The organism is Actinophytocola sediminis, assembly GCF_054779715.1.
The window spans coordinates 45,741-68,479 of the sequence record NZ_BAAGXS010000042.1 but is presented as its reverse complement, the minus strand read 5'-3'; the positions used below and the strand labels follow the sequence as shown (position 1 = coordinate 68,479).

The window sequence follows — 22,739 nt, the reverse complement described above, 5'->3', positions numbered from 1 at the left end:
CCCTCGGGCATCCCCACGCCCTCACACCGGTGGCACGAGGGTGAAGTAGCGGTCGACCGCGTCGCCGGTCACGACGTCGAGCCGGTCGGCCGGGATCCGCTGCCAGAGGAACAACATCAGGTCCGAGGCCGTGCCGGCCAACTCCACGTCGCCGGGGCCCTCGGCGAGCCGGACGTCCTCGCCGTCGAAGCACACGGTCCACTCGCCGGGACCGTCGGTCCGGCGGAACCGGAACCGCTCACCGGCGCCGGGCGGGGCCGATCTGCTGGCCCGCCGGAACGGCGCCATGACCGTGAAGGTCTGCTCGACCGCGTCCGCGGCCAGCGCGCCGTCGATCGGCCGGGCGGGCCCGATCGCGTTCTCGGCGTCCCAGCGGTGCACGGCGGCCTCGATGGTCTGCATCCGCAGCCAGAACCCTGTGGTCCGCTCCCGCGACCAGGTCCACACCGGATCGTCCGGCGCGCGCGTGCCGAACAGCGCCGCCAGCGCGGCCGCCCCGGCGGCGAACCAGTCGACCAGGCTCGCCGGCACCGGCGCGCGGTTCGGCGCGTGCTCGGGCAGCGGCCAGTCGTGGGTGTCGGCCGGCAGGTCCAGATACGCGCGGTCGGCGGGGTCCGGCGGCGTCGTCAGCCGGTCGGCGACGACGTGGATCACGAACCGGTGCACCGTGGCCAGATGCACGACCAGGTCGGACACCGACCAGCCGGCACAGGAAGGGACCAGCGGCGCGTCGCCGGACACCTGCCGGGCCGCCTCCTCGAAGGCCTGGATCTCCCGATGAAAGTGCGTCAGGTGGTCCACGGGCTCACTGTGCCACTCATCCGGTTGGCCCGCGCGGGCAACCACATCCGGGTCTGGTGCGTATGCCTCGGGAACTGTCCTTCTCATCTGGGGGAGTGATGTGCTGTGAGCAGACCGTTGACCAGACTCGGCGTGGCACTGACCGCGGCGGTACTCGGGCTGGGTATGGCGACCACCGGGGCGGTCGCCGAGGCCGGCGCGCCGTCCATTCGCGACGTGCGGATGACGACCACGTTCGACAAGCCGTCCTACGACACCGGCGAGACCATCACCATGACGGTGACGGTCACCAACACCGGCGCCCGACCGGTGACCCTGGACGCGTACTTCTTCTCGAGCCCGCCCGACGCGATCGCCGTGGACTACCCGAACCCCTTCGAATCCGCCAGCCCGTTCACCCTCGACGCCGGTGCGAGCCGCACCCACGAGCTGACCGGCACGATGGGCAACCCGGACGTGACCACCGCGACGCTGCACGCCTGGCTGTCGGACCCGTCCGGCACCGCCCAGCCGTTCGAGTTCACGGTGCCGGTCACGCCGACCTTCGGCCACGCCGCCGGCATCGTGTGGGTGGACCGCGACCACAACGAGGCCTATGACGCCGGCGAAGGTCAGGGCGGCGTCGTCGTGACCTTCGCCGGCGCGACCGGGGAGACGGTCACGACGACGGCCGCCGACGGCCGGTTCGCCATCGACCGGCTGGCTGGCGGGCGGTACTTCGTCAGCGGCCGGGACGCCGACGGCCTGACGATCGCCTACCGCACCGTCACGGTCAGCGGCGCCGGCGTGGACGACCTGTCGTTCCGCGCCTACGAGCCACTCACGGAGCTGACCGCCGACCTGGAGTTCACCAGGGAGACCTACGCGCGGGACGAGGCGCCCGTCGTCACGGTGAGCCTCACCAACGACACCGACCACGCCCTGGTCGGCATCGTCGCGAACTGCGACCGCGGCGACTTCGGCACGAGCCTGGACGGCCGGAGCCCGGGTTGGGGCGCGCTCATCGGCGACGGCGTGACCATCGCGGCGAACTCGACGCTGGTCCTCGAGGTCACCGAACCCATGCCCGCCGCCGCCTACGAGCACGGCTTCGTCGCGGTGGGGTGCGACTTCGGCTACCGGGATGTCGAGGACTTCGAGCACATGCCGAGCGACAACGACCGCGCGCTGGTGCCGGGCCAGGTCGGTGACGCCGGCGGCCACGTCGTGCACGAGGACACCGGCATCGCGCTGGTGCGGCTGGTGCTGGTCCCGGAGACCGGCGGCTGCCCGACCGCCGAGACGACCACCGACGCGGCCGGCGAGTTCGCGTTCCACCAGGTGCCGGTCGGTGAGTACGACCTGTACCTGTTCCCGCCGGCGGGCTGGCACGTCACCGGCAACCCCACCCACCTCGGTGTGGTCGGCAACGAGCCCGCGACCCTCTACATCGACCTCACACCGGGCGACCAGCCACCACCGACCCTGCCCGACTGCCCGGCACACCGGTAGCCACCCCGGTCAGGTCACGTGCGCGGGGTGCGTGACCTGACCGTCGTGGTGTGGCAGCTCGACCCGCACCGTGAGCCCGCCGTCGAGGTTGCCGCGCGCCGTGACGGTGCCGCGGTGGGCGCGCACCACCGACCGCACGATCGCCAGGCCCAGCCCGTGCCCCGACCGGTCACTGTTGAGCCGCGATTCCCGCGCCCGGTAGAACGGCTCGAACAGCCGGTCGGTGGTGTCCGGCTCGACCAGCGGGCCGGTGTTGCGGATCTCCATCGCCACGGCCGCCGCGTCCCGCGCGACCACGACATCGACCCGTCCACTGGGAACGTTGTAGGTGAGGGCGTTGTCGAGCAGGTTGAGGACGAGCTGGCGCAGCAGCGGCGCGTTGCCGGCGACCCAGCATTCCTGCTGGTGCTCGACGTGCAGGTGGACCTCCTTCGCCCGCGCCACGGGTTGGCGTTCGGCCGCGGCGGGCCCCACGAGCGCGGCGAGGTCGACCGGTTCGGTGTCGGGCCGGGTGTGCTCGGCGGCGGCGAGCTGGAGCAGCGCGGTGACGATGGCGATGTTGCGTTCGTTCGTCTCCACCAGCATCGGGGCGAGTTCGGCGATCTCGGCCGGCGAGCTCTCGTCCGTCAACACCTGGAGGATGCTCCTGGTGGTCGCCAGGGGCGTGAGCAGTTCGTGGGAGGCGTTCGCGGCGAAGCGCTGGTGGGCGGCCAGCAGCCGTTGGAGCTCGGTGAGCATCGCGTCGAAGGTGTCGGCCAGGTCCTTGAGCTCGTCGGCCGGCCCGGTCGCGTTGATGCGGTGGGCCAGGTCGCCGGTGCCCGCGATGGCCGCGGCCCGGTTGACCGCACGCAGCGGTGCGAGCAGCCGCCGGATCACCACCCGCCCGACGACCAGGCCGACCGCGATCACCACCAGCATCCCGACGATCGAGGTCAGCAGCGTCATCCGCCAGATGTCCTGTTGGGACCGCAGGACGACGGCGCCGGACCGCGCGCTCGCCGTCGGCGGCGAGGTCGCCGGCAGCGGACCGCCGGTGTGCTCCACCGCCGGCACCGCGACAAGCTCGTAGTGGGGCACGAACCGCATCCCGAGGTAGACGATGGCCACCATCAGCGCGCCGGACACCGCGAGGGCGACCACGAAGCCAAGGAACAGGCGTGACCGAAGGCTGAGCGGCCTGCTCACGACGGGACGCGCAGGCAGTACCCGGCGCTGATCGCGGTGTGCACGACCTGCGGGTCGCCCAGCTTCCTGCGCAGCGTGTGGATGACCAGGCGGACCGCGTTGGTGAACGGGTCGGCGTTGTCGTCCCACGCCTTCTCCAGCAGGTACTCAGTGGACACCACGCCACCGTCGGCGCGCAGCAGCAGCTCCAGCACGGCCATCTCCTTGGGGGCCAGCGCGAGCGGGCGGCCGCCTCGGGTGACGTGGCGCCGGTGGGTGTCGAAGGAGATGTCGGCGAAGGTCAACACCGGGGCGTGCGCCTGGCGGTTGCGGCGGTGCACCGCGCGGAGCCGGGCGACCAACTCGGGGAAGTGGAACGGCTTGGCCAGATAGTCGTCGGCGCCGAGGCCGAGGCCCTCGACCCGGTCGTCGGCCAGACCGGCCGCGGTGAGCATCACGATGCGGCAGTCGGGTTTGCGCACGACCAGCTGCCGGCACACCTCGTCGCCGTGGATCTCCGGCAGGTCGCGGTCGAGCACCACCGCGTCGTAGTCGTTGACCGTCAGCCGTTCCAGCGCGGTCGCGCCGTCGTGCACGACGTCCGCGGAGATCGCCGCGCGCCGCAGCCCGAGCTGGAGGACACGCGCCAGGTGTTTCTCGTCCTCCACCACGAGCACCCGCATGACCGGCAACGGTAACAAGGGCCGTGTTTGCACCGTGTTTGCGAATGTCCCGCAAACATCCCGATCTCTAGCGTGTGCCACATCGAATTTCCGCCCCACCCAAGGAGAACTGGTGTTCAGTAACCGCCATCGCACGTTGATCCCGGTCCTGGCGCTGGTCGGCGCGGTCGCGCTGCCCGGCCAGGCACAGGCGGTCGTCGGCGGCACCGAGGTCGATGAGCCGCTGCCCTGGATCGCGTCGGTGCAACAGCCGGGAGGCGCGCACTCCTGCACCGCGAGCCTGGTCGCCCCGCAGTGGGTGCTGATGGCCTTCCACTGCACGCTGGCCGGTCCCGAACTCCAGGTGCGGATCGGCAGCCTGGACCGGACGCGGGGTGGTGAGCTGGTCGCCGCCGCCGAGCTGCATCCGCACCCCACGGCCTGGTACGACCAGGACACCCACGCGTTCGGCGGCGTCGACCTGGCGCTGGTCAAGCTGGACCACCCGGTCACGGCCCAACCGGTCGGCCTGGCAGCCGAATCGCCGGCGGCCGGTTCCCCCCTGCGATCACTCGGCTGGGGCTACACCTGCGACGAAGGCTGCCCACTGCCCGAGCGGCTGCACGAGTTCGCCCTGCCGGTCGACCCGGACACCTGCGACCGCGAGGACCGGGAACTGCTCTGCGTCCGGGACCAGGACCGAGGCGCGTCCGCAGGCGACTCCGGCGGCCCCGCCCTGACCGAGACCCCGACCGGCTGGCAACTGACCGGAGTGACCTCCGGCGGCGGCCGCAACGTCGACACCGGCGAACGGATCTCGGTCTACCAGGACCTCAGCGCCAGCCTGAACTGGCTGCACACCACGGTGATCAGCCGGCCGGGTGCGGCTGCGGCAGCCGGACATAGCCGTCGGTGAAGGTCTTGCCGGGGTACCAGGAGGTCGTGCCGATGCGGGAGAACTCGGGGATCTCCTGTAGATGACGCAGCATCCGGCGGCGTTGCCGGCGGTCGGGGAGCGGCCGGTACATCGTGCGCAGGTTCTCCCGCACGTGCGCGGGATCGGTGGTCGCGGGGATGACACAGGTGACCGCGGGGTGTGCGGCCACATAGGACAGAAAGTACTGTGCCCAGGACGCACACCCCTGCTCCCGCGCGAACTCGGGCACCGGGCGGTCGCCGACCGCCTGGTGGAGACGGCCTTTCTCGAGCGGCATGTTGACCATGACGGCGACGCCGTTGTCCGCGGCCAGCGACAGCAGACCGTCCTCAGCGGACCGTTCGAACATGGAGTAGCGGATCTGGATGACGTCGATGGCCCCGTTCTCGATGAACGGGCGCATCCCCGCGTACTGGTAAGGCTCATGGGAGGTCAGCCCGACATGGCGAATCAACCCCTCGCTCCTGAGCCGGTTCAGGACGGGCAGGATCATGCCGACGTTGGTCATGCTGTGGATGCCGACCACGTCGATGTGCTTGCGGTGCAGGCGTTCCAGCGACCGCGTGCACTGCGCCACCGCGTGGCTGTCGTCGAACAGGTAGTCGCCGCAGTTCCAGCTCTTGTCGGTGAGTACCACCTTGTCGGTGAGGCCGAGCGCCCGCAGGTGCTGGCCGACGGTGGTTTCCGACGCGCCGTAGAGCGCGGAGGTGTCGACGACCCGGCCGCCGTTGTCGTAGAAGGCCCTGAGCACCTCGGGGATGAACGTCTGGTCGGCCTCCGGACGCCGGTCGAAGGTCATGAACGTGCCCAGCCCGATCACCGGGACCTGTCTGCCCGAGTCCGGCAGGGGACGGGTGACCGGGCCGCTGCCACGCGCGGCGAACGCCGGCGCGGCGATTCCCGCGGTGAGCGCGGTGGCGCCCGCGGCGCCGAGCACGGTGCGGCGGGACAGCCCGCTCCGGGCGGATGTGGTGTCCTCAGCTGACATCGCGTTGTCCATGGGCCAGCAGCCTCGGGCCGACACCCTGGTCACGTCTATCACGTTCGGGGCGCCTGACAGATTCGGGACTGGTCCCGAAGGGTCCGAATACGCTGCGCGCATGGCCGATGACTTCGAGCCCGCGGTGCGCCTGGTCGACCAGGCGCTGCGCGAGTGGATCGCGGGTTCACCGACGTCCCGGCTCGACCAACTCCTGCGCGTCGAGCCAGCTGACGTCGGCGTGCCGGACGAGTTGCTCGCCCAGTACGGCCGCGACCTGCCCGACGATCGCAGCCTGAACAAGGCCATGCGCGACGCGGCCCACAACGCGCGCGCCGACTGGCGGGCGGCGGCGTCGACCTTCTGCGCCGAGATGGTGACCCAGCCCGACTACGACGTGCCCTATGTCTGGCTCGCGGGCTTCCTGAAAGAGCGCGGCGAGCCCGAGCTCGCGGTGGCCCTGCTCAGGTATGCGGCGACCAGGTGCCGACGCAAGTCCATCGTGCTGTCGGAGGCGGGCGGCGCGCTGCTGTCCGCCACCAGGCCACGAGAGTCGGTGCACGTGTACGCGCAGGCCATCGCGGCGATGCGCCAGCCGCCTCGGCCCGGCGAGTTCGAGCAGCAGCAGGCGTTCCTGTGCATGGCCGAGCTGCTCGACGTGTTCGAGGACGGCCCTGGCTGGCGCTGGACACGACGGAGAATCCAGGAAACCGTCCTCGACCCGGAGTTCGCGCGCTCCGTTCGGGACGCCGCCTTCCAGCTGTCGACCGCGGAACGCGAGCAGCTCTGCCACGAGGCTCCGCTGATCAGCCGCCGGCTCAGGACGTTGTTCCCCCGTAAGCCAATGGCCGTCGTGCTGGAGATGAGTCGGCCGGTCAGGTGGCTGCGTGATCGCCGGGAGTGGCGCGGCCGGCAACTGATGGTCCGGGCCTTTGCGGCGCGGACCGCGGCCACGCGGGACGCCAACCTGCGGGCCGGTCGGCACGGCGGCGGCGACCGGCAGGGCTGACCTCACCCGCGTCGGGCGGCCCGCCGGTAGGCGTGTGGGGTGTCGCCGACGACGCGGCGGAACACCGAGGTCAGGTGACTCTGGCTGGACATCCCGACGGTGTCCGCGACCTCCGCGATGGGCACCGCCGACCTGGCGAGCAGTTCGGCGGCGCGCTCGACCCGCCGCTGGAGCACGTACTGGTGCGGGGTCATCCCGGTCGCCTGTTTGAACGCGCGGCCGAACTGGTGGGGCGCCAGCCCGGCGACGCCGGCCAGCCGGGTCAGGCGCAGGTCACCGCCGAGGTCGTCACCGATGTGCGCGAGCACCCGGCGCAACCGCCCGCCGGTCAGGGTGGGCGGCCGCGCCGGCCGGTGCGGCGCCACGCTGGAGTAGCGGCGTAGCAGGTGCAACGCGAGCGTCGTGGCGACCCCGTCGACGAACAACTGGCCCGCGACGCCGCGGGTGGCCGCCTCCGCGCGCAGGGCGAGCGCGAGTTGGTGAACCAGCGGGTCGGGCCTGTTGGTGAACCCGGCGAACTCGACGGCGTCGCCGATCCCGGTCGGCATGCGGCCGGGATCGAGCAGGATCGTCGCGTAGTCGAGTACGCCGTCACCGTGCCGGGCCTGCCGGCGCTGGTTGGCCGGGATGAACGTGACCGCGCCGGGGAAGTCGGCGCCCGTGTACCGCTGACCGTCCTCGAGCCACGCCTCGGTGTGGCTGGTCACGCCGCCGAACGTGACGAACAGCAGGTGCTCGGGCAGGTGGCACACGGCCTCGGTGGCCGGGCCGCCGCGCCACCTGGCCAGCTCCAAGCTCATGCCCGGCCAGCGGTACCGGCGGCGCTGCAGGTAACGACCACCCGGCTCCCGTACGGCTGTCATGCCGCCAGTCTGCTGGATCGCCGGTGGGGATCCTGTGAGTCCACAGTGTACTCGCGATTACCGGGCCGCCGACGGGGAAACCCAAGCACAGCGGAAGGGGTGGTCGGATGTGTCGGCTGTTCGGGTTGTCGGCGTCACCTCGGCGGGTGCGCGCGACGTTCTGGCTGTTGGACGCGCCGGACAGCCTGGCGGAGCAGAGCAGGCGCGAGCCGGACGGGACCGGACTGGGCGTGTTCGACCGCGACGGCACACCCCAGGTGGACAAGCAGCCGCTGGCGGCCTACGTCGACCAGCGGTTCGCCCGTGAGGCCAAGGAACGGGAGTCGACGACCTTCATCGCGCACATCCGCTACGCCTCCACCGGCGGCCTCGATGTGCGCAACACGCACCCGTTCACGCAACACGGCCGGTTGTTCGCCCACAACGGGGTGCTCGGGGACCTTCCCGGGCTGGCGGCCGAACTCGGCGACCACCGCGACCTGGTGACCGGTGACACCGACTCGGAGCGGCTGTTCGCGTTGATCACCAAGCGGATCGACGCGCACCACGGGGACGTCGACGCCGGGATCACCGCCGCGGTGCGGTGGGTGGCCGACACCCTGCCCCTGTACGCGATCAACCTGGTCCTGACCACGTCGACCGACCTCTGGGCGCTGCGCTACCCGGACACGCACGACCTGTTCGTGCTCCAGCGCGCCGCCGGCGGCCCGCACGGGGACCGGCACCTGGAGCACGCGAGCGCCGCGGGACGCATCCGCGCCCGGGGCGCGCTGGCCGACCACCCGGCGGTGGTGGTGGCCAGCGAGCGAATGGACGAGGATCCGGGCTGGCAGCAGCTGCGCTCCGGTGAACTGCTGCACGTGGACCAGCGGCAACGGCTGACCAGGCGGAGGGTCCTGGACCACCCGCCGCGCCAGCTGCTCACGCTCGACCAGCTCGGCGCGCACGCCGCCGCCTCGCAGACGGGCGCCTGACCCAGCCTGACCCAGCAGGGTCAGATCGCGAGCAGCCGGTCGAGTGTCGACCGGTACCGGCGGAGCGCGACCCGCAGGTCCTCGGTGTCGTCGCCAGGATCCGGTACGCGCCCGCGTTCGGCGACGGCCTCGGACAGTGTCGTCATCGCCTCGCCGAGCAGCTGCTTGGCGTCCCGCACGGCCCGCGCCGGGTCGTCGACGAAGTCGGCCTGCAGCTCACGCAACCGCCCGCGGAAACGCTCCACGTCCTGGCCGTTCAACAGTTCCGCCGGCGGCGCGGAGTCCACGTCGGCGGCCGGCGTGCGGTCCGGCAGGGCGTCGGGGCTGTCGGCCGGCGTCAGGTGCGCCGGTGCGCCGGATCTTGGCTGTTCGGTCGCCGCCGTGTCAGGTGGCGGCGGCACCAGCACCGCGTCCGCCGGCCGCGCCGGCTCGGTACCCTGCTCCGGAATCCGTACCGTGCCGGCTGATCGCGTCGGCTCATCGGGTCGCATGGTCATACCTCCGCTGTTCGGCAGCGCCCGTCCCGATGAGCGCGTTGAAGATCTCCCGGTAGCCGACCAGCGCCCGCCGAAGCTCCTCTGTGGACGCTGCGGATTTCTGGTGCCTGGCCAGGATTTCGTGTCCCTCGCGATAGTGTTCGACCGCGTCCGCGTTGGCGACCGACAGGTCCTCTGCCTGCCGCTCGAACTCGCCGACGGGATAGCCGCGGTCGTGCATCACGGCCTGTACCAACGATTCCGCCTCGACGACCGCGCCGCCTGGCCGGTCGACGAACCGTTCCTGCACCCGGGTCCACCGATCGGTGAACCGCGCCCGCAGCTCGTCGGACAGCGGACGCAGGTCGAACTCGGCGTGCCGCCTGCGCCGCTCGGCCAGCTCACGCTCGGCCTCCCGGCGGTTGCCCGCCTCGCTGACCCGGCGGTCGTACTCCGGACCGAACCGGTTGCGCAGACCCCGGCTGCGCAGCCGTTCGCCGACGAACCACCCCACCGCGAGCACCACGGCGAGCAGCACGACGACGAGCACGATGATCGCTCCTGTCGACATGACGCACTCCTTTCTCGGACGTACCGAGAGATGCCCGCCGACAGCCCACGGAAACCCGGGTTACTGCGACGGGCCCAACGAGAGCGGCCGATCGGCCCAGCCGTGTCAGGAAACGCCGGGGCCATACGTCAGGAGGGTGACGACGGGAAGGGGACAGATCATGCTGGCGGTGCGCTACCACTCCTACGGCGGCCCAGAGGTCCTGGTCCACGAGGAGGTCGACCGGCCGGTGGCGGGGCCGGGGCAGGTGGTGGTGCGGGTGGCCGGCACCGCGTTCAACCCCACCGACGCCGGGATCCGTGCCGGTCTGCTGCGGGACGTGCTTCCGTTGGCGCTGCCGCACATTCCGAACACCGACGTGGCCGGGGTGATCGCCGAGGTCGGCGAGGGCGTCACCGGCTGGCGCGCCGGTGACGCGGTGATCGGGTACCTGCCGGGAACCGAGCCCGGCGCGGCCGCCGAGTACGTCGCCGCGCCAGCGGCCGCCCTGGCCGCGGCCCCGCACTCGGTCGAGCTGGCCGACGCCTCGGCGCTGCCCCTGCCAGGGCTGACGGCGTGGCAGGCGCTGTTCGAGCACGCCGAGCTGCTGCCAGGGCAGCGTGTCCTGATCACGGGTGCCGGCGGCGCGGTCGGCGGGTACGCCGTCCAGCTCGCCGCGCGGGCCGGTGCCACCGTGACCGCGACCGCCGGTCCACGCAGCCGCGACCGCGTCCTGGCCAACGGCGCGGACCGGATCGTCGACTACACCGCGGTTCCGGTCCAGCGAGCGGTGGCCGGGGCGCGGTTCGACGTGGTGCTGAACCTGGCGCCAATCGGCCCGGAGGAGATCCCGCGGCTGATGGACCTGGTCGTCGACGGCGGCGTGTTCGTCAGCATCACCACGCCCGGCCTGGCGGCCGGCGAGCGCGGAGTGCGTTCCGTACAGGCCTTCGTGCACAGTGACGCCACCCAGCTCGCCGGGCTGGCCGCCCTGGTCGACGCCGGCGAGCTGCGGATCGACGTGGCCGAGCGGCTGCCGCTGACCGACACCGCCGCGATCCACGCCAGGTTCGCCGCCCAGCTCGTCGAACAGGTCGAGCTGGTCGCCCGCGTCGACGACGGCGTTCGCGGAGCGCGGGCGACCGAGCTGGCCAGGCGACTGCGGGCCGACACCGACACCGACACCGGCGTCGGCGGTCGGCTGGCCGGCAAGACCGTCTTCACCCCGACCTGACCGGGACTGTCAGGCGACCTCGAGATAGTCCAGTTCCGCCCACCGGCTGAGGAACTGGAGCCGGACGGTGTTGAACCCGGCCGCCAGGTTCACGTCGACCGACACCTGGGTCCAGTTGTCCCAGCCGCGGTTGGGATAGCTGACCACCTGTGCCGCGCCGCCGTTCACCGTGAGCGTGTGCTGCGCGTCGCCGTAGCCCGCCGCGTATCCGATGTGGACGGTGTAGGTCCCCTGCACCGGCGCGAACACCGAGGTGTCGGCCCAGCTGTCGGCGTAGTCGATGCCGGCGGCCACCGCGCCCTGGGACGCGCCGGCCGCGCCGCTGCGGACGTAGGCGTGGTTCAGTGTGCCTCGCTCGACCTCGTAACGGACCCGGCTGCCCCGCACCACCGGCAGGTCGCCCGCCCAGCCCAGCGGTGCGGTGTACATGCCCCGGCCGCCGCCGGACAGGTGGCCGTGGAAGAAGATCCGGTCGCCGACGACGTCCGCGCCGCCAGGTCCGTTGACGGCGTTGTCCAGTGACGCCGTGGTGATCAGCGGCCGGTACGCGCGGGTGTACGGGCCGGTGAGCGTGCCGGCCACCGCGTAGCTGGTGTGGTAGTTGCCGGTGGTGTACACGCCGGCGGAGTAGAACAGCACGTACTGCGTCGGCCGCCGCACCAGCACCGGCGCCTCGATCACGCCCTGGTCCTCCGGGCGGTTGTTGCGCAACAGCTCCACCCGGTTGCCGGTGAACGTCACGCCGTCGGCGGCGGTCGGCTGCAGCCAGATGATCGTCGGCTGGCCGATCGCGTTCCCGTCGTTCTTGTACAGCAGGTACCGCGCGCCGTTCCCGTCGACGAAGCTGGACGGGTCGATGTCGCCGCCCTCGCCCGCGTTGCACACCAGCGGTTGACCGGAGGTCGGCGTGAACGGCCCGGCGGGCCCGTCCGCGAGTGCCGCGCCGAGGCACATCCGTCCGGTCGCGACACTCGGGCCGGTGAAGTACATGAGGTACCGGCCATCCGCGCGCCGCGACACGTCCGGCGCCCAGAAGCCGCCGGTGCCCGCCCAGGCCGGCTTCTGCGGAAGGGCGTCGCCGCGGATGGTCCACGGGCCGGTCGGCGCGGGCGCGGTGGCGTACGGCACGCGGCCGGGGGAGGAGCTGGTCGAGTAGGCGTAGTAGGTTCCGCCGACCTGGAGTACCTCCGGGTCGGGGAAGTCCCGGTTGATCACGGTCGATGGCGGCACCGTCGCCGCGGCCGCCGGTGCGGCCAGCCCGCAGGCCACCGCGATCGCCGTGAGCACTGGAATTGTCCGTGACAGTCGCATGTCCTCACCCACGGTGGGATCAGTAGGAACAGGTGTTGAGCATGCTCTGCAGCGCGCTCTTCTCCGCCGACTGCAGGGACAGGCCCCAGCGGTACTTGCTGTGGATCCAGAACTTCGAGTAACCGCAGTAGGCACTGGTACGCGGCGGTTTCCAGGACGCCGGGTCGCGGTCGCCCTTCGAGCTGTTCACCTCGGTGGTGACCGCGATCAGCTGCGGCCCGTCGAGGTCGTTGGCGAAGGCCTCCCGGCGGGAGGTGGTCCACCCGCTCGCGCCGGAACGCCAGGCCTCGGCCAGCGCCACCACGTGGTCGATGCCGATCTGCGACGGCGCGGACCGGGTGACGCCGTCGAAGTAGCTGTACCAACTGCCGGACGTGGGATAGCAGTCGGTGCCGACGCCGACGTTCGTGCCGTCGCGGCGGAGCACCATCTCCCGGGTGTTGCAGTTGCCGGAAACGGTGTGCCAGTGCGGAAAGAGGTCGCGCGAGTAGCCGGTCATCGAGCCCTCGGCGGCGACTCGCAGTGCATTGAGTTCGGACTGGACCTGGGCCTTGGCCGGGACGTCCGGCGGAAACGCGTTGGCGTTCGGTGCGGTGGCGATCGCCGACGCGGCAAGGAGGATCACCGCGGCGATCAGGACGATCAGACCGCGGACCGGGCGAGTGAGCTGCAGGGTGGTGAACACGTGCGCCCTCCGTTATTCAGCTGTAGGACGATTCCACCGTGGTACGGCGGAGTTACGCCCATCCGAACCGATCGTGACATGCCGTCGACGGATGCGGAACGGTTACCAGGCAACAACGGTTACCAGAATGGCGCGGCGGTGCGGCCAGGACGCCCGAGCGAGGAGCAGCGAACCGCACCCGCGCCTCGGCCGCGAGCGGTGCTCACCGCCCGCCATCGCTTCCACGAGAACCTGTACGCCCAGTAGATGACCGTGTACCGGTCCGGCTACCGCATCCGGGCGCTGGAGGCGTTCCACACGTTGCGGCGCAACATGATCAGCGAGTTCGGGCTCGAGCCGTCGCGGAAGTCGACGTCATACCAGGCCGCGCTCCCCTCGATCCCGCGCTGGACGAGGTGGCGGTGATCCCGCCGCGCCAACGGTCCTCAACGGACCTCCCGGGGATGCCGTCGGCGGTGCCTCAGGTGGCCGGAGGGATGTTGTGGTTGAGGCGGAAGAGGTTCGCCGGGTCGTAGGTGGCCTTGAGCTCGGTGAGCCGTTGGTAGTCCTTGGCGTCGTAGGCCGAGCGCACCTCGTTGCCGGCGTTCTCGCCGTTCATGAAGTTCAGCAGCCGGCCGCCGGTGCTCCACGGCGCCAACGCCTCGAACACCCGCCGGTGCGCCGGCCGGATGTCGGCGATGTCGGCCCGCTCCAACCGGGAGACCGCGTTGAACAGGTACCGCGCGTCGCGGTTGCCGACGGCGTTGGGCACGGCGGGCGGTTCGGCGAGCTTGCCGCCGAGGTGGCGCAGTTCGACGATGTGCGGCAACGAGGTCCGGGGCGGGGCGAGGTCGAGCAGCGCGCGCACCGCGGTCTCGTCGAGCTCGCCGAGCAGGGCGGTGCCGGCCTCGATGGTGCCGCCGACCGGCGGGTCGCTGTAGATGGTCCCGGACTCGGTGTAGGGCAGCACGCCGAGGGTGTCGTCCTCGGGACCAAGCGCCCGCAGCGGGCCTACCAGCGCGTCGCCCGCCTCGAGCGTGGCGACGGTGTATGCGACCCGGATCTGCACGATCTGCCGGCCACGCATGGACTCCGGCAGGGCCGGCACGTCCGGAAAGGACACCTGGGTGATCGACGAGCTGACCTCGTCCGGCACGGTCGCGGTCCAGCGCAGGTAGGCGGTGAAGATCTCCTCGGCCCGTTCGCCGGGGAACTGCAGCCGGCCGCCGTAGAGCTCGCTGACCGGCACCAGGTCCAGCTCGATGCCGGTCACCACGCCGAAGTTGTCGCGGCTGCCGCGCAGCGCCCAGAACAGGTCCGGCTCGGCGGTCGCGCTGACCTGCCGCAGCTGTCCGTCGGCGGTGACCACGTCGATGGCACGCACGTGGTCGGCGGCGTACCCGTAGCGGCGGGCCAGCAGGCTGAGCCCGCCGGCGAGCGTGTAGGCGACCACGCCGAGCCCGGGGTAGGAGCCGGACAGCGGCGCCAGGCCGGCGGGCACCGTCTCGTGGATCACCTGGTCCCACCGCGTGCCGGCGGCCACCCACACGGTGCGCGCCTCGGCGTTGAGCCGGACACCGGTCAGCCGGGAGGTGTTGATCAGCACCCCACCCTCGCCCGCGATGCCGAACAGTGCGTGCCCGGTGCCCTGCACGGCCACCGGCAGGCCGTGCTCGCGCGCGAAGGTCACCGCCGTCCGCACGTCGGCGGCGCCGGTCGCGCCGACGATCACGTCGGGCCGGTGCGAGCGGGCGGTCTGGTACCCCGCGCGCTCCGCGTCGTACCGCTCGTCGCCGGGGACGAGCACCGGCCCCCTCACCTGCCTGGCCAGGGCCTCGATCTCGGTGGCGTCAACACCGGCGGTGGTGCCGGTCCGCGGGGTGATAGCGTTCATGATCCTTCCCCAGGGGTGGTTGTCCTCATCCCAACGAGGTACAGTCAGTCGATGTTGAGATGAGCAGGTAGCCTTATTATCAGGTGACCTTACCAGTTTGCGTGCCGCAGCTGTCAAGGAGCCTGATGAACTGGCCGTGCCGGAAAGGTCCCCGGAATGACGACCCGATCCGGGAAGCGGGACAACGAAGAACACCGGAAGCTGCCACTTCCCGTCCTGCTCGCGCAGGCCAAGGTCCTCATGGTCGAGCAGCTCCACGAGCGGCTCGCCGAGGAGGGTTTCGACGGGATTCTGTACTGGCACGGCTCGGTGTTCCGCTGCATCGACGCGGAGGGCTCCCGGCTGACCGCGCTCGCCGAACGCTCCGGGCTGACCAAACAGGCCATCGGTGAGGTGGTCGTCGAGCTCGAGCGCCACGGCTACGTCGAGCGCACGGCCGACCCGGACGACCGCCGGGCGAAGATCATCCGGCTGACCGACCGGGGCGTCAAGGGGCAGGCCGCCGCCGCCGAGATCCTCGATGCCATCGAGCGGCGCTGGGATCGCCAGCTCGGCCAGGACCGGATCGCCACGCTGCGTCGGACGCTGGAAGAGGTCATCGCGTTCGAGGGTTGGCGTACCTGAGCCTTGGCGCTGTCGAGGGGACGTTCCGGTGCGCCCCGGTTCGCCATCACGATCACCGTCGCGACGACGATGGTCAACGGTCCGCTGGGACCGGTGTGGCTGGCCGGGTCGCCGCCGGTTCTCGACCGGCCTCGCCGCAACCCTCGAAAGTCTGAAAATCACGAGAACAATGAGGAACTGGTGAAATATAGACAAAGCGCTGGGTCGTCTGAGATGGTGCGATAGGACGAACCCCACGGCTAGGAGCGCTGCCATGGCACGACGATCGAAGCGGCTGCTGGTGGCGATCCTCGCCGCGGTGGTGCCGGCCATCGGCGCTGCCGGGCTGCCCGCGCTGGCCGAATCCGGCTCGCGGCAGGTCAGCTACCACGGTTACCAGGTCGACGTGCCGACCTCGTGGCGCGTGGTGGACCTGGACGCCGACCCCGGCGCCTGCGTCCGGTTCGACACGCCCTCGGTCTACCTCGGCACGCCCGGCGAGACCTCCGACTGTCCGGCCGACATCTCCGGCGGGCGCACGGCGGGACTGGTGATCTCCCCGCTGGACGCGAAGTCCGCGGCCACGACCACCGCCGACACCGCGACGGCCACGACCGGGACCGCGGCCGCGGCGCCGTCGGTCAACCACCGCATCCAGGTGGCCGTGGAGGACGCCGGGGTGCTGGTGTCGGCCGCGCACAACTCGCGGACCGAGGACGACGTGCGCGCCGTGCTGGCCTCCGCGCGGCTTGGCGACGGTGCCAGTCCGGCGACGCTGGCCTCCTTCGGCTCCCGGCAGGCTACGGCGGCGGCGCCGATCGTGGCTCCCGGAACGTTGAACGACAACGCCTTCGACACCTGCACCGCCCAAAGCCAGTCCACAATGGACGCGTGGCGGGCGTCGCCGTTCCGGGCCGTCGGCATCTACACCAGCGGGGTCAACCGCGCGTGCGGCCAGAACCTGCTGACCCCGGAATGGGTGAGCACCCAGTTCGCCAACGGTTGGCAGTTCATCGTCATCCACCATGGGCTGGAAGCGCCATGCAACCCGCGCTACGACGAGGTGTTCTCGACCGATCCGGTCACCGCCAAACAGCAGGGCGTGGCGGAGGCCGACGCCGCGGTCGCGGCGGCGACCGCGCTTGGCTTCGGCGCGGGCAGTGCCATCTACGTGGACATCGAGGCCTACGACGGCTGCACCGATTCGGTGATGTCGTTCGTGTCCGGCTGGGCGGAGGGGTTGCGGGCCGCCGGCTGGTTGTCCGGCATGTACTCCAGCGGGGCCTCGGGCGTGGCCGACCTGTGCGCCAACTACCTCAACGACCAGTACACGATGCCCGACCACCTCTGGTTCGCCTGGTGGAACGGTCAGGCCAACACCGATTCCGGCCAGTACTGCTCGAACGACTACTTCACCGGCGGCCGCCGGCTCCACCAGTACACCGGGGACACCCCCGAAACCCACGGTGGCGTCACGGTCAACATCGACCGGGACTTCCTGGACGTGACCGCGCCTGCCTGAGCGACGACGTTCCGACGACGTTCCGACGACGACGCGCTGCCACAGTCGCTTCCGTTGGGCGGTAACAGAGTCGTAGACGTTCGTTTGCCGGAGGGGTGGTCATGTCCAGATGTGTGGTGCTGTTCTCCGCTGTCGCGCTGGCGTTGTCGTCGGTGGCGTTGTCGGCGGCCGCGCTCGCGCCGGCCGCGGCGGAGCCGCCGGTGATCTCGGCGGAGGTGGCCGACACCCCGCAGACCTCGGCGGGTTTCATCAAGACACCGCGAAAGACGAAGACGCCGGAGCCCGGGACCGAGCAGGGCCAGCCAGGCGCCGCGTAACAGTTTCCTAAGGCCCGCAACGGGATCCGGGATCATCGGCTGAGCCTCCCAACACTGTCATGACCGGCAGCTGTTGGGAGGACCGATGAAACAGTGGGGCTTCGAACTCGACGATCGCGAGGACGACGAACCCGATGCCCGCGCCGCCGCCACCGGGCGGGCCGCGGCCGAGGAACTGACCGGGCAGGATCGCGACCAGGTCGTCACGGTGACGGTGACCGACCTGGCCGACGTGGTGTCGGTCGCGCTGGCCGCCGGCTGGAAGGCGAAGGTCGACCCGCGCTCGCTTGAGCGCCACGTGACCGAGGCCGTCACCGCGGCGACCGCACGCGCGCTCGCCGCACGAGTCGAGTCGCCCGCGCCACCCGCGCCGAGCACCCGCACGGCCGAGCACGGCCCGCTGACCAGAGCCGACCTGAGGCGGCTCATCGACGCCGCCACGGCCGACACCCGCCAACTGGCGCGGCACACGGCGCGTGTCACCCAAGAAGTCACGCAGAGCAGCCGTGGTCGCCACGTCCGGGTGACGGGAGTCGGGCGGCAGGTGCGGTCGGTCGCGATGGACTCGCACTGGGCGTGGCGCGTGCCCGATGGGGAGATCGTCAGCGAGCTCACCGACGCGCTGCGGGCGTTCGGCGCGCGGGCACCGCGCGCCGGCGACCGGCCGCGCGGCTCCGCGCTCGACGAACTGACCGCGCTGGTCGCGGACCCGGCGCGGACGCTCCGCCGCCTCGGCATGCCGATCGACTGAGGCGGAAGGGAGACCACCATGGAAGACGGCTACGCGACCAGGACCGAGGCGATCACCGCCGACGCGACGATCTGGCGCACCGCGGCGGCCGATCTCGAGGCGCCGAGGACCACGGTGGGGTCGCTGACCCTGACCATCGAGGACTTCGGTTTCATCGTCGACGGGCAGGGCTTCGGCGGCGCGTACGAACAACTGCGGCAGCGCATCGAGACCCTGCTCGACGGCGGACAGCGGTCCTACGACAACTTCTCGACCACGCTGGACTCCGTCGCCATGGCCTACGACACCCAGGAGCTGACCAACCTGGACGAGCTGTCGGGCGCCGCCGCGGACCTGGAGGGGCCATGAGCGAGGTCATCGCGCAGGTCCAGGAGCGGGTCGGCGAGCTGGAACGGGGGATCACCGGGTTCTTCGACACCGTCAACGGCCTGCTGTCGTGGGTGCCGGAGCCGTTCGTGTACCTGATCAACCCGATCGAGCTGGCCATGGACGGCCTGAACGCCGACCTGAGCGGGTTCTGGGACGAGCTGAATTCCCACGTGACCACCGCGACGGGTGACCCCGCCCGGCTACGCGAGGTCGCGAACGAATGGGCGATGAGCGTCGCCAACAAGCTGCAGCCGATCGTGGACGCCGTGGAGGCCGGCAACCTCACCACCGCGTTCACCTGGAGCGGCACCGGCGCGGAGGCGTACCGGGCGCTCATCCCGGACCAGGGCGAAAGCCTGGCGGGCGTCGCGGAAGCCGCCCGCGACCTGCAGTCCAGCGTGCACTCCCTGGCCGACGGCATCGAGACGTTCTGGCTGGCGATCCTCGCCGCGGTGGTGTCCCTCATCGGCGGGGTCGTGGTCGCCGCGGTCGAGGCGGCGACGGTGGTGATGGCTCCGGCCGCGATCGCGACCGTCGCGGTCGCGGTCGGTCTCACCGTCGGGCTCCTCGTGGCCGCCGCCACGGCGCTGGTCGCGCTGGTCCAGAACGTGAACACCGCCATTCGGGCCCTGCAGAGCCAACTCGACCAGTTTCCCCCGTTCTGGGACGGCGGCGCGGAGGCCAACCTCGCGGAGGCCCGCGACGAGGACAACTGGCGCCCCATCGACAACGACACTGACTCCGACTCTGACACTGACTCCGGCGCTGACGGGGGTGGCGGCGCGGGTGGTTCCGGCCGGGCTGACGGCCTCGGCGGCGGGGGTGGTGGTTCCGGCGAGGCCACCGGCGGTGGCTCCGCTGATGGCTCCAGCGGCGAATCCGGCAGTGGTTCCGGCGGTGGCTCGGGCGGTGGCTCAGCCGGCGGTGCCGACAGCGGGTCCGGTGCGGACTCCGGACAGTCCGGTGGTGGTTCCGGGTCGGTCGGCGGTCCCGGCGCGGGATCGGCTGGTAGCGGCGCCGGCGGCAGCTCCGGTGGCTCGGGATCGGCCGGCGGCGGCTCCGGCGGCGTCGGCAGCGCGGGGTCGGGTGCCGGTGCCACCGGCGGCTCCGGCGGCGTGGGCACTCCGAACTCGGGCGAGCACGCCCCAGGCGGCGGCTCCGGCTCGGGCGGCGCGTCCGGCAGCGTGTCCGGCAGCGTGTCCGGCGGCGGCTCGAGCGGTGGCGGATCGACGTCCTCGGCGGGCATGGCGCCGCCGATGTCCGGTGAGGGCCCGGCGGCCGGTGCATCGGTGGGCGCGGGCCGCACCGGTGCCTCGATGATGCCACTGACCGCGACCGCCGCCGCACCGGCCGTGGGCACGACGGCCCCGGGCAACGCGGGCTTCCTGCCGCCAACCGGCTTCGCGGGCGCCGCCGGCCGCGGCAACGGCGACGACCAGCGCAAGAACCCCTACTCGATCATGCAGGCCCTGGACCCGGACCTGGAACCGGGCTTCGACGACGACGCGGAGGTCGTCGACCCACGGACTGGCCTCACCGTGGCCCCGCCGACCATCGGCGGCAAGCCGGACGAGTGCTAGTACGAGCCCGGCCAGATCCGAAGGCCCGGTGCTCGGTATCAGGCGGGCGCTTTCGTCCTCCTGTGTCAACAAGGCGGGAGGTGAAACCGAATGTCCAGCGCCGTGCGGCGAACGAGTGCGGCCGCGGCGATCGCCGTCGGCCTGCTGGCCGGGTGCGCCGAGGACCCCGTTCCCGGCGGTGTCGAGGTCTCCATCCCACCCTCGGAACGGGTGACCGACGTGGCGGCCATCGCGCTCACCGAGGAGCAGGCCGAGCGGATCCGGGACGCGTGCGGTGACGCGACCGACCTCCCCGAGCCGGGCTCGCCGTGCTGGGACGCCGTCGAGGACGTCGAACCCCCGACCCAGACCGAGCCCCCGGCCGACGACCCACCGCCGGACTGTTCGGCGAGGCTGTGCCTGCTCGGCACGCTGACCGACGAGCCGGACGTGGTGACCATCCGCGTCCAGGATCCCCGGCCGGGCAGTCCGGTCTGCCAGGGAAGCCGGGTGTGCAGCGGTTTCGAGGTGCCCGCCCCGCTCGGGGCGCGCGTGGTCGAGCGGGGTTCGCCGCCCACGCGGGAACAACCGCCCGCTCCAGAGTGGACAGAGCAGACGGAGCCGGTGGAGCCGACGGAGCCGACAGTGCCAGCGGCGCCGACGGATCCCGGCGGATCCGGGACCGTGCCGGCCGATCCGGTGGAACCGACCGAGGAACCCACCGAGGAACCCACCGAAGAACCCACCGACATTCCACCGTCCACATGAGTCAGACCGGGTCGGCGGACAACCGGTGGCGCGTGGTGGTCGACATCCTCGCGCTCGTCGGTCCGGTCACGCTGCTGTCCGGGATCCTGTACTACTTCGGCTACGTCAGCGCCCGGAGCTTCTACGCCTACTTCGGTATCAGCCTCAGCATCCTGGAGTTCTCGCCGGCCAGCTACCTGGTGCGCAGCGCCGACACGTTCTTCCGGCCGGTCGCCACGGTGCTGGTGGTCATCCTCGCGGTGTACGGCGGCCACCGGCTGCTCGCGCACTACCTCGGCCGGGCCGGTCCACGCCGCGTCCGGCTGATCTGCCTGGCGGTGCTCGCCGTCGGGGTCGCGCTCGGCGCGCTCGGCGTCGCGGGACTGTACGGCTGGGCGCTCGGGCTGGTGTCGCCGCTCTCCCTGGCCTGCGGCGGTCTGCTCGTCGAGTACGCGCTGCTGCTCCTCGCCCGACACGGCAAACCGGTGGGACAGGTCGCGCACCTTGTCGGCTCCGGGGTGTACCTGCGCAGGGGGCTGCTCGCCGCGCTCGTGCTCACCGCGGTCTTCTGGGCGGTCACCACGCTGGCCCAACGCCGGGGCGCGGACAACGCGGAGCTGACCGAGCTGACGCTGGTCCTGCAGCCGCAGGCCGTGGTCTACAGCGACCGGGACCTGCACCTGCCCGGCCCCGGTGTCGGCCGCACGGTCCTGGACGACGGCGCCGGCTCGTACCGGTTCCGGTACAACGGGTTGCGCCCGCTGCTGCACGCCAACGACCGCTGGTTCCTGCTACCCGTGCACTGGCGCCACGACAACGGCTCCACCGTGATCGTGCTGCCCGACGAGCCCGGTCGGGTGCGCGTGGACCTGGCGCCCTGACCGGCCGCGGACCCGATCAGGGCAGGCCGGCGTGCGGGACCTCGACCTCGATGGCGAGCAGTTCGGCCTCGCGGGCCGCGCGCCGCTCGTGTTCGGCGAAGGAGGGCGCGGCGCAGGCGAACAGGGTGCGGCCGTCCGGCCCGCCGAGCATGCAGGCGAACACGCCCATCGGGGTGCGGAGCTCCTCGAGGATCTCGCCGCCCTCGCGGACGCGGAGCAACCTGGCGTGCAACGCGTCGGCGACCCAGATGGCGCCATCGGCGTCCGCGCAGATGCCGTCCGGCGCGACCGCGAGCCGCGCCAGCGTGGTCTCGACGTCGTCGGTCGCCGGCGGCTCGCCGAACTGCGCCCACACCCGGCGGCCGGTCAGGCCGCCGTCCGCGCCGATGTCGAAGGCGGTCAGCCGGCCGGCGAAGGTCTCGGCGACGACCAGGACACCGCCGGGCAGGATCACCATGCCGTTGGGGAACATGAGGCCGTCGGCCACCGAGGTCACCGTGCCGTCGGGATCGACGCGGCAGAGCACGGTGTCGCGCAGCGGGGCGCCGCCCATCAGGTCGAAGCCGAAGTTGCCGACGTAGGCACGCCCGCGCTCGTCCACGACCATGTCGTTGAGCACGGCGGGCACGGCGGCGGACAGGTCGGCGTGCTCGGTCAGCCCTCCGGCGTCGTCGCGCACCAGGATGCGCTGGTCGCGCATGGAGATGATCAGCGCGCGCCCGTCGGGCAGGAAGCCGAGCCCGGACGGCTGGCCGGGCACCTCGGCCAGCACCTCGGTGGCGCCGTGGCCGTCGGTGGCGAGGACCTGGCTGGTGTAGAAGTCCGAGACCCACAGGCGCCCGTCATGCCATCGGGGGCATTCCAGGAACGAGCGACCGTCGAGCACGACCGTCATGTGCCGGCTGGCCGGCTGGGGTGCCATCGCCATTGACCTCACCTCGCCCACGCATGGTCACGGCGGGCCGGGTTCGTGTCAAGGCA

At 71.8% G+C, this 22,739-nt stretch carries 25 protein-coding genes; 14 read left to right on the top strand and 11 right to left on the bottom strand.

Annotated elements, in window-relative coordinates:
* Nucleotides 1-21: 21 nt before the first annotated feature.
* A complete protein-coding gene (locus ACYVIP_RS25420; protein WP_460400605.1) occupies nucleotides 22-801 on the bottom strand; it encodes a maleylpyruvate isomerase family mycothiol-dependent enzyme in 780 nt (259 codons plus the stop codon).
* Nucleotides 802-906: 105 nt separating this feature from the next.
* Between ACYVIP_RS25420 and ACYVIP_RS25415 the strand changes: the two genes are divergently transcribed.
* Nucleotides 907-2,292 (top strand): hypothetical protein, encoded by a 1,386-nt coding sequence (locus ACYVIP_RS25415; RefSeq protein ID WP_460400603.1) that lies wholly within the window; start codon nucleotides 907-909, stop codon nucleotides 2,290-2,292.
* Between the two features lie 9 nt (nucleotides 2,293-2,301).
* On the opposite strand, the gene ACYVIP_RS25410 is transcribed toward ACYVIP_RS25415, so the two are convergent.
* Complete coding sequence (locus tag ACYVIP_RS25410; protein WP_460400601.1) at nucleotides 2,302-3,477, bottom strand: sensor histidine kinase; 1,176 nt, start codon at nucleotides 3,475-3,477, stop codon at nucleotides 2,302-2,304.
* Entirely contained in the window at nucleotides 3,474-4,139 is a 666-nt protein-coding gene (locus ACYVIP_RS25405; RefSeq protein ID WP_460400599.1) for a response regulator transcription factor, read from the bottom strand. Before ACYVIP_RS25405 ends, ACYVIP_RS25410 begins: the two co-directional genes overlap by 4 nt.
* A gap of 112 nt (nucleotides 4,140-4,251) precedes the next feature.
* On the opposite strand from ACYVIP_RS25405, the gene ACYVIP_RS25400 reads away from it, so the two are divergent.
* Nucleotides 4,252-5,034: a S1 family peptidase gene (locus ACYVIP_RS25400; RefSeq protein ID WP_460400597.1), complete on the top strand. Its 783-nt coding sequence runs from the start codon at nucleotides 4,252-4,254 to the stop codon at nucleotides 5,032-5,034.
* Here ACYVIP_RS25400 and ACYVIP_RS25395 read toward each other — a convergent pair.
* A complete protein-coding gene (locus ACYVIP_RS25395) occupies nucleotides 4,988-6,043 on the bottom strand; it encodes an aldo/keto reductase (protein WP_460400595.1) in 1,056 nt (351 codons plus the stop codon). The genes ACYVIP_RS25400 and ACYVIP_RS25395 overlap by 47 nt on opposite strands.
* 112 nt (nucleotides 6,044-6,155) lie before the next feature.
* Between ACYVIP_RS25395 and ACYVIP_RS25390 the strand changes: the two genes are divergently transcribed.
* Nucleotides 6,156-7,043 (top strand): hypothetical protein, encoded by an 888-nt coding sequence (locus ACYVIP_RS25390; protein ID WP_460400593.1) that lies wholly within the window; start codon nucleotides 6,156-6,158, stop codon nucleotides 7,041-7,043.
* Nucleotides 7,044-7,045: 2 nt separating this feature from the next.
* Here the strand turns inward: ACYVIP_RS25390 and ACYVIP_RS25385 are convergent, their stop codons facing one another.
* The gene (locus tag ACYVIP_RS25385; protein WP_460400591.1) at nucleotides 7,046-7,906 is read right to left on the bottom strand and encodes a helix-turn-helix domain-containing protein; all 861 of its coding nucleotides are present in this window, start codon (nucleotides 7,904-7,906) and stop codon (nucleotides 7,046-7,048) included.
* Between the two features lie 107 nt (nucleotides 7,907-8,013).
* Here ACYVIP_RS25385 and ACYVIP_RS25380 point away from each other — a divergent pair, with 107 nt between their 5' ends.
* Entirely contained in the window at nucleotides 8,014-8,880 is an 867-nt protein-coding gene (locus tag ACYVIP_RS25380) for a class II glutamine amidotransferase (protein WP_460400589.1), read from the top strand.
* Nucleotides 8,881-8,900: 20 nt separating this feature from the next.
* On the opposite strand, the gene ACYVIP_RS25375 is transcribed toward ACYVIP_RS25380, so the two are convergent.
* Both ACYVIP_RS25375 and ACYVIP_RS25370 read right to left on the bottom strand, forming a co-directional pair.
* The gene (locus tag ACYVIP_RS25375; protein ID WP_460400587.1) at nucleotides 8,901-9,371 is read right to left on the bottom strand and encodes a hypothetical protein; all 471 of its coding nucleotides are present in this window, start codon (nucleotides 9,369-9,371) and stop codon (nucleotides 8,901-8,903) included.
* Nucleotides 9,358-9,927, bottom strand: coding sequence for a hypothetical protein (locus tag ACYVIP_RS25370; RefSeq protein WP_460400585.1), 570 nt, complete (start codon nucleotides 9,925-9,927; stop codon nucleotides 9,358-9,360). Before ACYVIP_RS25370 ends, ACYVIP_RS25375 begins: the two co-directional genes overlap by 14 nt.
* 160 nt (nucleotides 9,928-10,087) lie before the next feature.
* On the opposite strand from ACYVIP_RS25370, the gene ACYVIP_RS25365 reads away from it, so the two are divergent.
* Nucleotides 10,088-11,140, top strand: a complete 1,053-nt coding sequence (locus ACYVIP_RS25365; protein WP_460400699.1) for an NADP-dependent oxidoreductase — start codon at nucleotides 10,088-10,090, stop codon at nucleotides 11,138-11,140.
* A gap of 9 nt (nucleotides 11,141-11,149) precedes the next feature.
* Here the strand turns inward: ACYVIP_RS25365 and ACYVIP_RS25360 are convergent, their stop codons facing one another.
* Both ACYVIP_RS25360 and ACYVIP_RS25355 read right to left on the bottom strand, forming a co-directional pair.
* Nucleotides 11,150-12,427, bottom strand: coding sequence for a family 43 glycosylhydrolase (locus ACYVIP_RS25360; protein ID WP_460400583.1), 1,278 nt, complete (start codon nucleotides 12,425-12,427; stop codon nucleotides 11,150-11,152).
* 43 nt (nucleotides 12,428-12,470) lie between these two features.
* Nucleotides 12,471-13,136 carry a GmrSD restriction endonuclease domain-containing protein gene (locus ACYVIP_RS25355; protein ID WP_460400581.1) on the bottom strand — a complete coding sequence of 222 codons (666 nt, stop codon included), beginning with the start codon at nucleotides 13,134-13,136 and terminating at the stop codon, nucleotides 12,471-12,473.
* A gap of 246 nt (nucleotides 13,137-13,382) precedes the next feature.
* Here ACYVIP_RS25355 and ACYVIP_RS25350 point away from each other — a divergent pair, with 246 nt between their 5' ends.
* A complete protein-coding gene (locus ACYVIP_RS25350) occupies nucleotides 13,383-13,541 on the top strand; it encodes a BTAD domain-containing putative transcriptional regulator (protein ID WP_460400579.1) in 159 nt (52 codons plus the stop codon).
* 55 nt (nucleotides 13,542-13,596) lie between these two features.
* Here ACYVIP_RS25350 and ACYVIP_RS25345 read toward each other — a convergent pair whose 3' ends face one another.
* Nucleotides 13,597-15,009 carry an FAD-binding oxidoreductase gene (locus ACYVIP_RS25345; protein ID WP_460400577.1) on the bottom strand — a complete coding sequence of 471 codons (1,413 nt, stop codon included), beginning with the start codon at nucleotides 15,007-15,009 and terminating at the stop codon, nucleotides 13,597-13,599.
* A 156-nt stretch (nucleotides 15,010-15,165) separates the two neighbouring features.
* Here ACYVIP_RS25345 and ACYVIP_RS25340 point away from each other — a divergent pair, with 156 nt between their 5' ends.
* The 8 genes from ACYVIP_RS25340 (at nucleotide 15,166) to ACYVIP_RS25305 (ending at nucleotide 21,758) form a co-directional block, all read left to right on the top strand.
* Nucleotides 15,166-15,633 (top strand): MarR family winged helix-turn-helix transcriptional regulator, encoded by a 468-nt coding sequence (locus tag ACYVIP_RS25340; RefSeq protein WP_460400575.1) that lies wholly within the window; start codon nucleotides 15,166-15,168, stop codon nucleotides 15,631-15,633.
* Nucleotides 15,634-15,886: 253 nt separating this feature from the next.
* A complete protein-coding gene (locus tag ACYVIP_RS25335) occupies nucleotides 15,887-17,134 on the top strand; it encodes a DUF1906 domain-containing protein (RefSeq protein WP_460400573.1) in 1,248 nt (415 codons plus the stop codon).
* A gap of 101 nt (nucleotides 17,135-17,235) precedes the next feature.
* Complete coding sequence (locus tag ACYVIP_RS25330) at nucleotides 17,236-17,451, top strand: hypothetical protein (protein ID WP_460400571.1); 216 nt, start codon at nucleotides 17,236-17,238, stop codon at nucleotides 17,449-17,451.
* Between the two features lie 85 nt (nucleotides 17,452-17,536).
* The gene (locus tag ACYVIP_RS25325) at nucleotides 17,537-18,202 is read left to right on the top strand and encodes a hypothetical protein (RefSeq protein ID WP_460400569.1); all 666 of its coding nucleotides are present in this window, start codon (nucleotides 17,537-17,539) and stop codon (nucleotides 18,200-18,202) included.
* A gap of 18 nt (nucleotides 18,203-18,220) precedes the next feature.
* Complete coding sequence (locus tag ACYVIP_RS25320; RefSeq protein WP_460400567.1) at nucleotides 18,221-18,550, top strand: hypothetical protein; 330 nt, start codon at nucleotides 18,221-18,223, stop codon at nucleotides 18,548-18,550.
* Entirely contained in the window at nucleotides 18,547-20,151 is a 1,605-nt protein-coding gene (locus tag ACYVIP_RS25315; RefSeq protein ID WP_460400565.1) for a WXG100 family type VII secretion target, read from the top strand. Before ACYVIP_RS25320 ends, ACYVIP_RS25315 begins: the two co-directional genes overlap by 4 nt.
* 90 nt (nucleotides 20,152-20,241) lie before the next feature.
* Nucleotides 20,242-20,898 (top strand): hypothetical protein, encoded by a 657-nt coding sequence (locus tag ACYVIP_RS25310; RefSeq protein ID WP_460400563.1) that lies wholly within the window; start codon nucleotides 20,242-20,244, stop codon nucleotides 20,896-20,898.
* Nucleotides 20,895-21,758 (top strand): hypothetical protein, encoded by an 864-nt coding sequence (locus ACYVIP_RS25305; protein ID WP_460400561.1) that lies wholly within the window; start codon nucleotides 20,895-20,897, stop codon nucleotides 21,756-21,758. Before ACYVIP_RS25310 ends, ACYVIP_RS25305 begins: the two co-directional genes overlap by 4 nt.
* 16 nt (nucleotides 21,759-21,774) lie before the next feature.
* Here ACYVIP_RS25305 and ACYVIP_RS25300 read toward each other — a convergent pair whose 3' ends face one another.
* Nucleotides 21,775-22,686, bottom strand: a complete 912-nt coding sequence (locus ACYVIP_RS25300; RefSeq protein WP_460400559.1) for an SMP-30/gluconolactonase/LRE family protein — start codon at nucleotides 22,684-22,686, stop codon at nucleotides 21,775-21,777.
* Nucleotides 22,687-22,739: the final 53 nt, after the last annotated feature.

Excerpts from the sequence above, each read along its gene's own strand:
- ACYVIP_RS25335 (WP_460400573.1), top strand. The coding sequence starts at position 15,887 with ATGGCACGACGATCGAAGCGGCTGCTGGTGGCGATCCTCGCCGCGGTG.
- ACYVIP_RS25385 (WP_460400591.1), bottom strand. The coding sequence starts at position 7,906 with ATGACAGCCGTACGGGAGCCGGGTGGTCGTTACCTGCAGCGCCGCCGG.
- ACYVIP_RS25365 (WP_460400699.1), top strand. The coding sequence starts at position 10,088 with ATGCTGGCGGTGCGCTACCACTCCTACGGCGGCCCAGAGGTCCTGGTC.
- ACYVIP_RS25330 (WP_460400571.1), top strand. The coding sequence starts at position 17,236 with ATGTCCAGATGTGTGGTGCTGTTCTCCGCTGTCGCGCTGGCGTTGTCG.
- ACYVIP_RS25300 (WP_460400559.1), bottom strand. The coding sequence starts at position 22,686 with ATGGCGATGGCACCCCAGCCGGCCAGCCGGCACATGACGGTCGTGCTC.
- ACYVIP_RS25390 (WP_460400593.1), top strand. The coding sequence starts at position 6,156 with ATGGCCGATGACTTCGAGCCCGCGGTGCGCCTGGTCGACCAGGCGCTG.
- ACYVIP_RS25325 (WP_460400569.1), top strand. The coding sequence starts at position 17,537 with ATGAAACAGTGGGGCTTCGAACTCGACGATCGCGAGGACGACGAACCC.
- ACYVIP_RS25370 (WP_460400585.1), bottom strand. The coding sequence starts at position 9,927 with ATGTCGACAGGAGCGATCATCGTGCTCGTCGTCGTGCTGCTCGCCGTG.
- ACYVIP_RS25310 (WP_460400563.1), top strand. The coding sequence starts at position 20,242 with ATGTCCAGCGCCGTGCGGCGAACGAGTGCGGCCGCGGCGATCGCCGTC.
- ACYVIP_RS25375 (WP_460400587.1), bottom strand. The coding sequence starts at position 9,371 with ATGCGACCCGATGAGCCGACGCGATCAGCCGGCACGGTACGGATTCCG.
- ACYVIP_RS25320 (WP_460400567.1), top strand. The coding sequence starts at position 18,221 with ATGGAAGACGGCTACGCGACCAGGACCGAGGCGATCACCGCCGACGCG.
- ACYVIP_RS25315 (WP_460400565.1), top strand. The coding sequence starts at position 18,547 with ATGAGCGAGGTCATCGCGCAGGTCCAGGAGCGGGTCGGCGAGCTGGAA.
- ACYVIP_RS25405 (WP_460400599.1), bottom strand. The coding sequence starts at position 4,139 with ATGCGGGTGCTCGTGGTGGAGGACGAGAAACACCTGGCGCGTGTCCTC.
- ACYVIP_RS25380 (WP_460400589.1), top strand. The coding sequence starts at position 8,014 with ATGTGTCGGCTGTTCGGGTTGTCGGCGTCACCTCGGCGGGTGCGCGCG.
- ACYVIP_RS25340 (WP_460400575.1), top strand. The coding sequence starts at position 15,166 with ATGACGACCCGATCCGGGAAGCGGGACAACGAAGAACACCGGAAGCTG.
- ACYVIP_RS25345 (WP_460400577.1), bottom strand. The coding sequence starts at position 15,009 with ATGAACGCTATCACCCCGCGGACCGGCACCACCGCCGGTGTTGACGCC.
- ACYVIP_RS25350 (WP_460400579.1), top strand. The coding sequence starts at position 13,383 with ATGACCGTGTACCGGTCCGGCTACCGCATCCGGGCGCTGGAGGCGTTC.
- ACYVIP_RS25305 (WP_460400561.1), top strand. The coding sequence starts at position 20,895 with ATGAGTCAGACCGGGTCGGCGGACAACCGGTGGCGCGTGGTGGTCGAC.
- ACYVIP_RS25395 (WP_460400595.1), bottom strand. The coding sequence starts at position 6,043 with ATGTCAGCTGAGGACACCACATCCGCCCGGAGCGGGCTGTCCCGCCGC.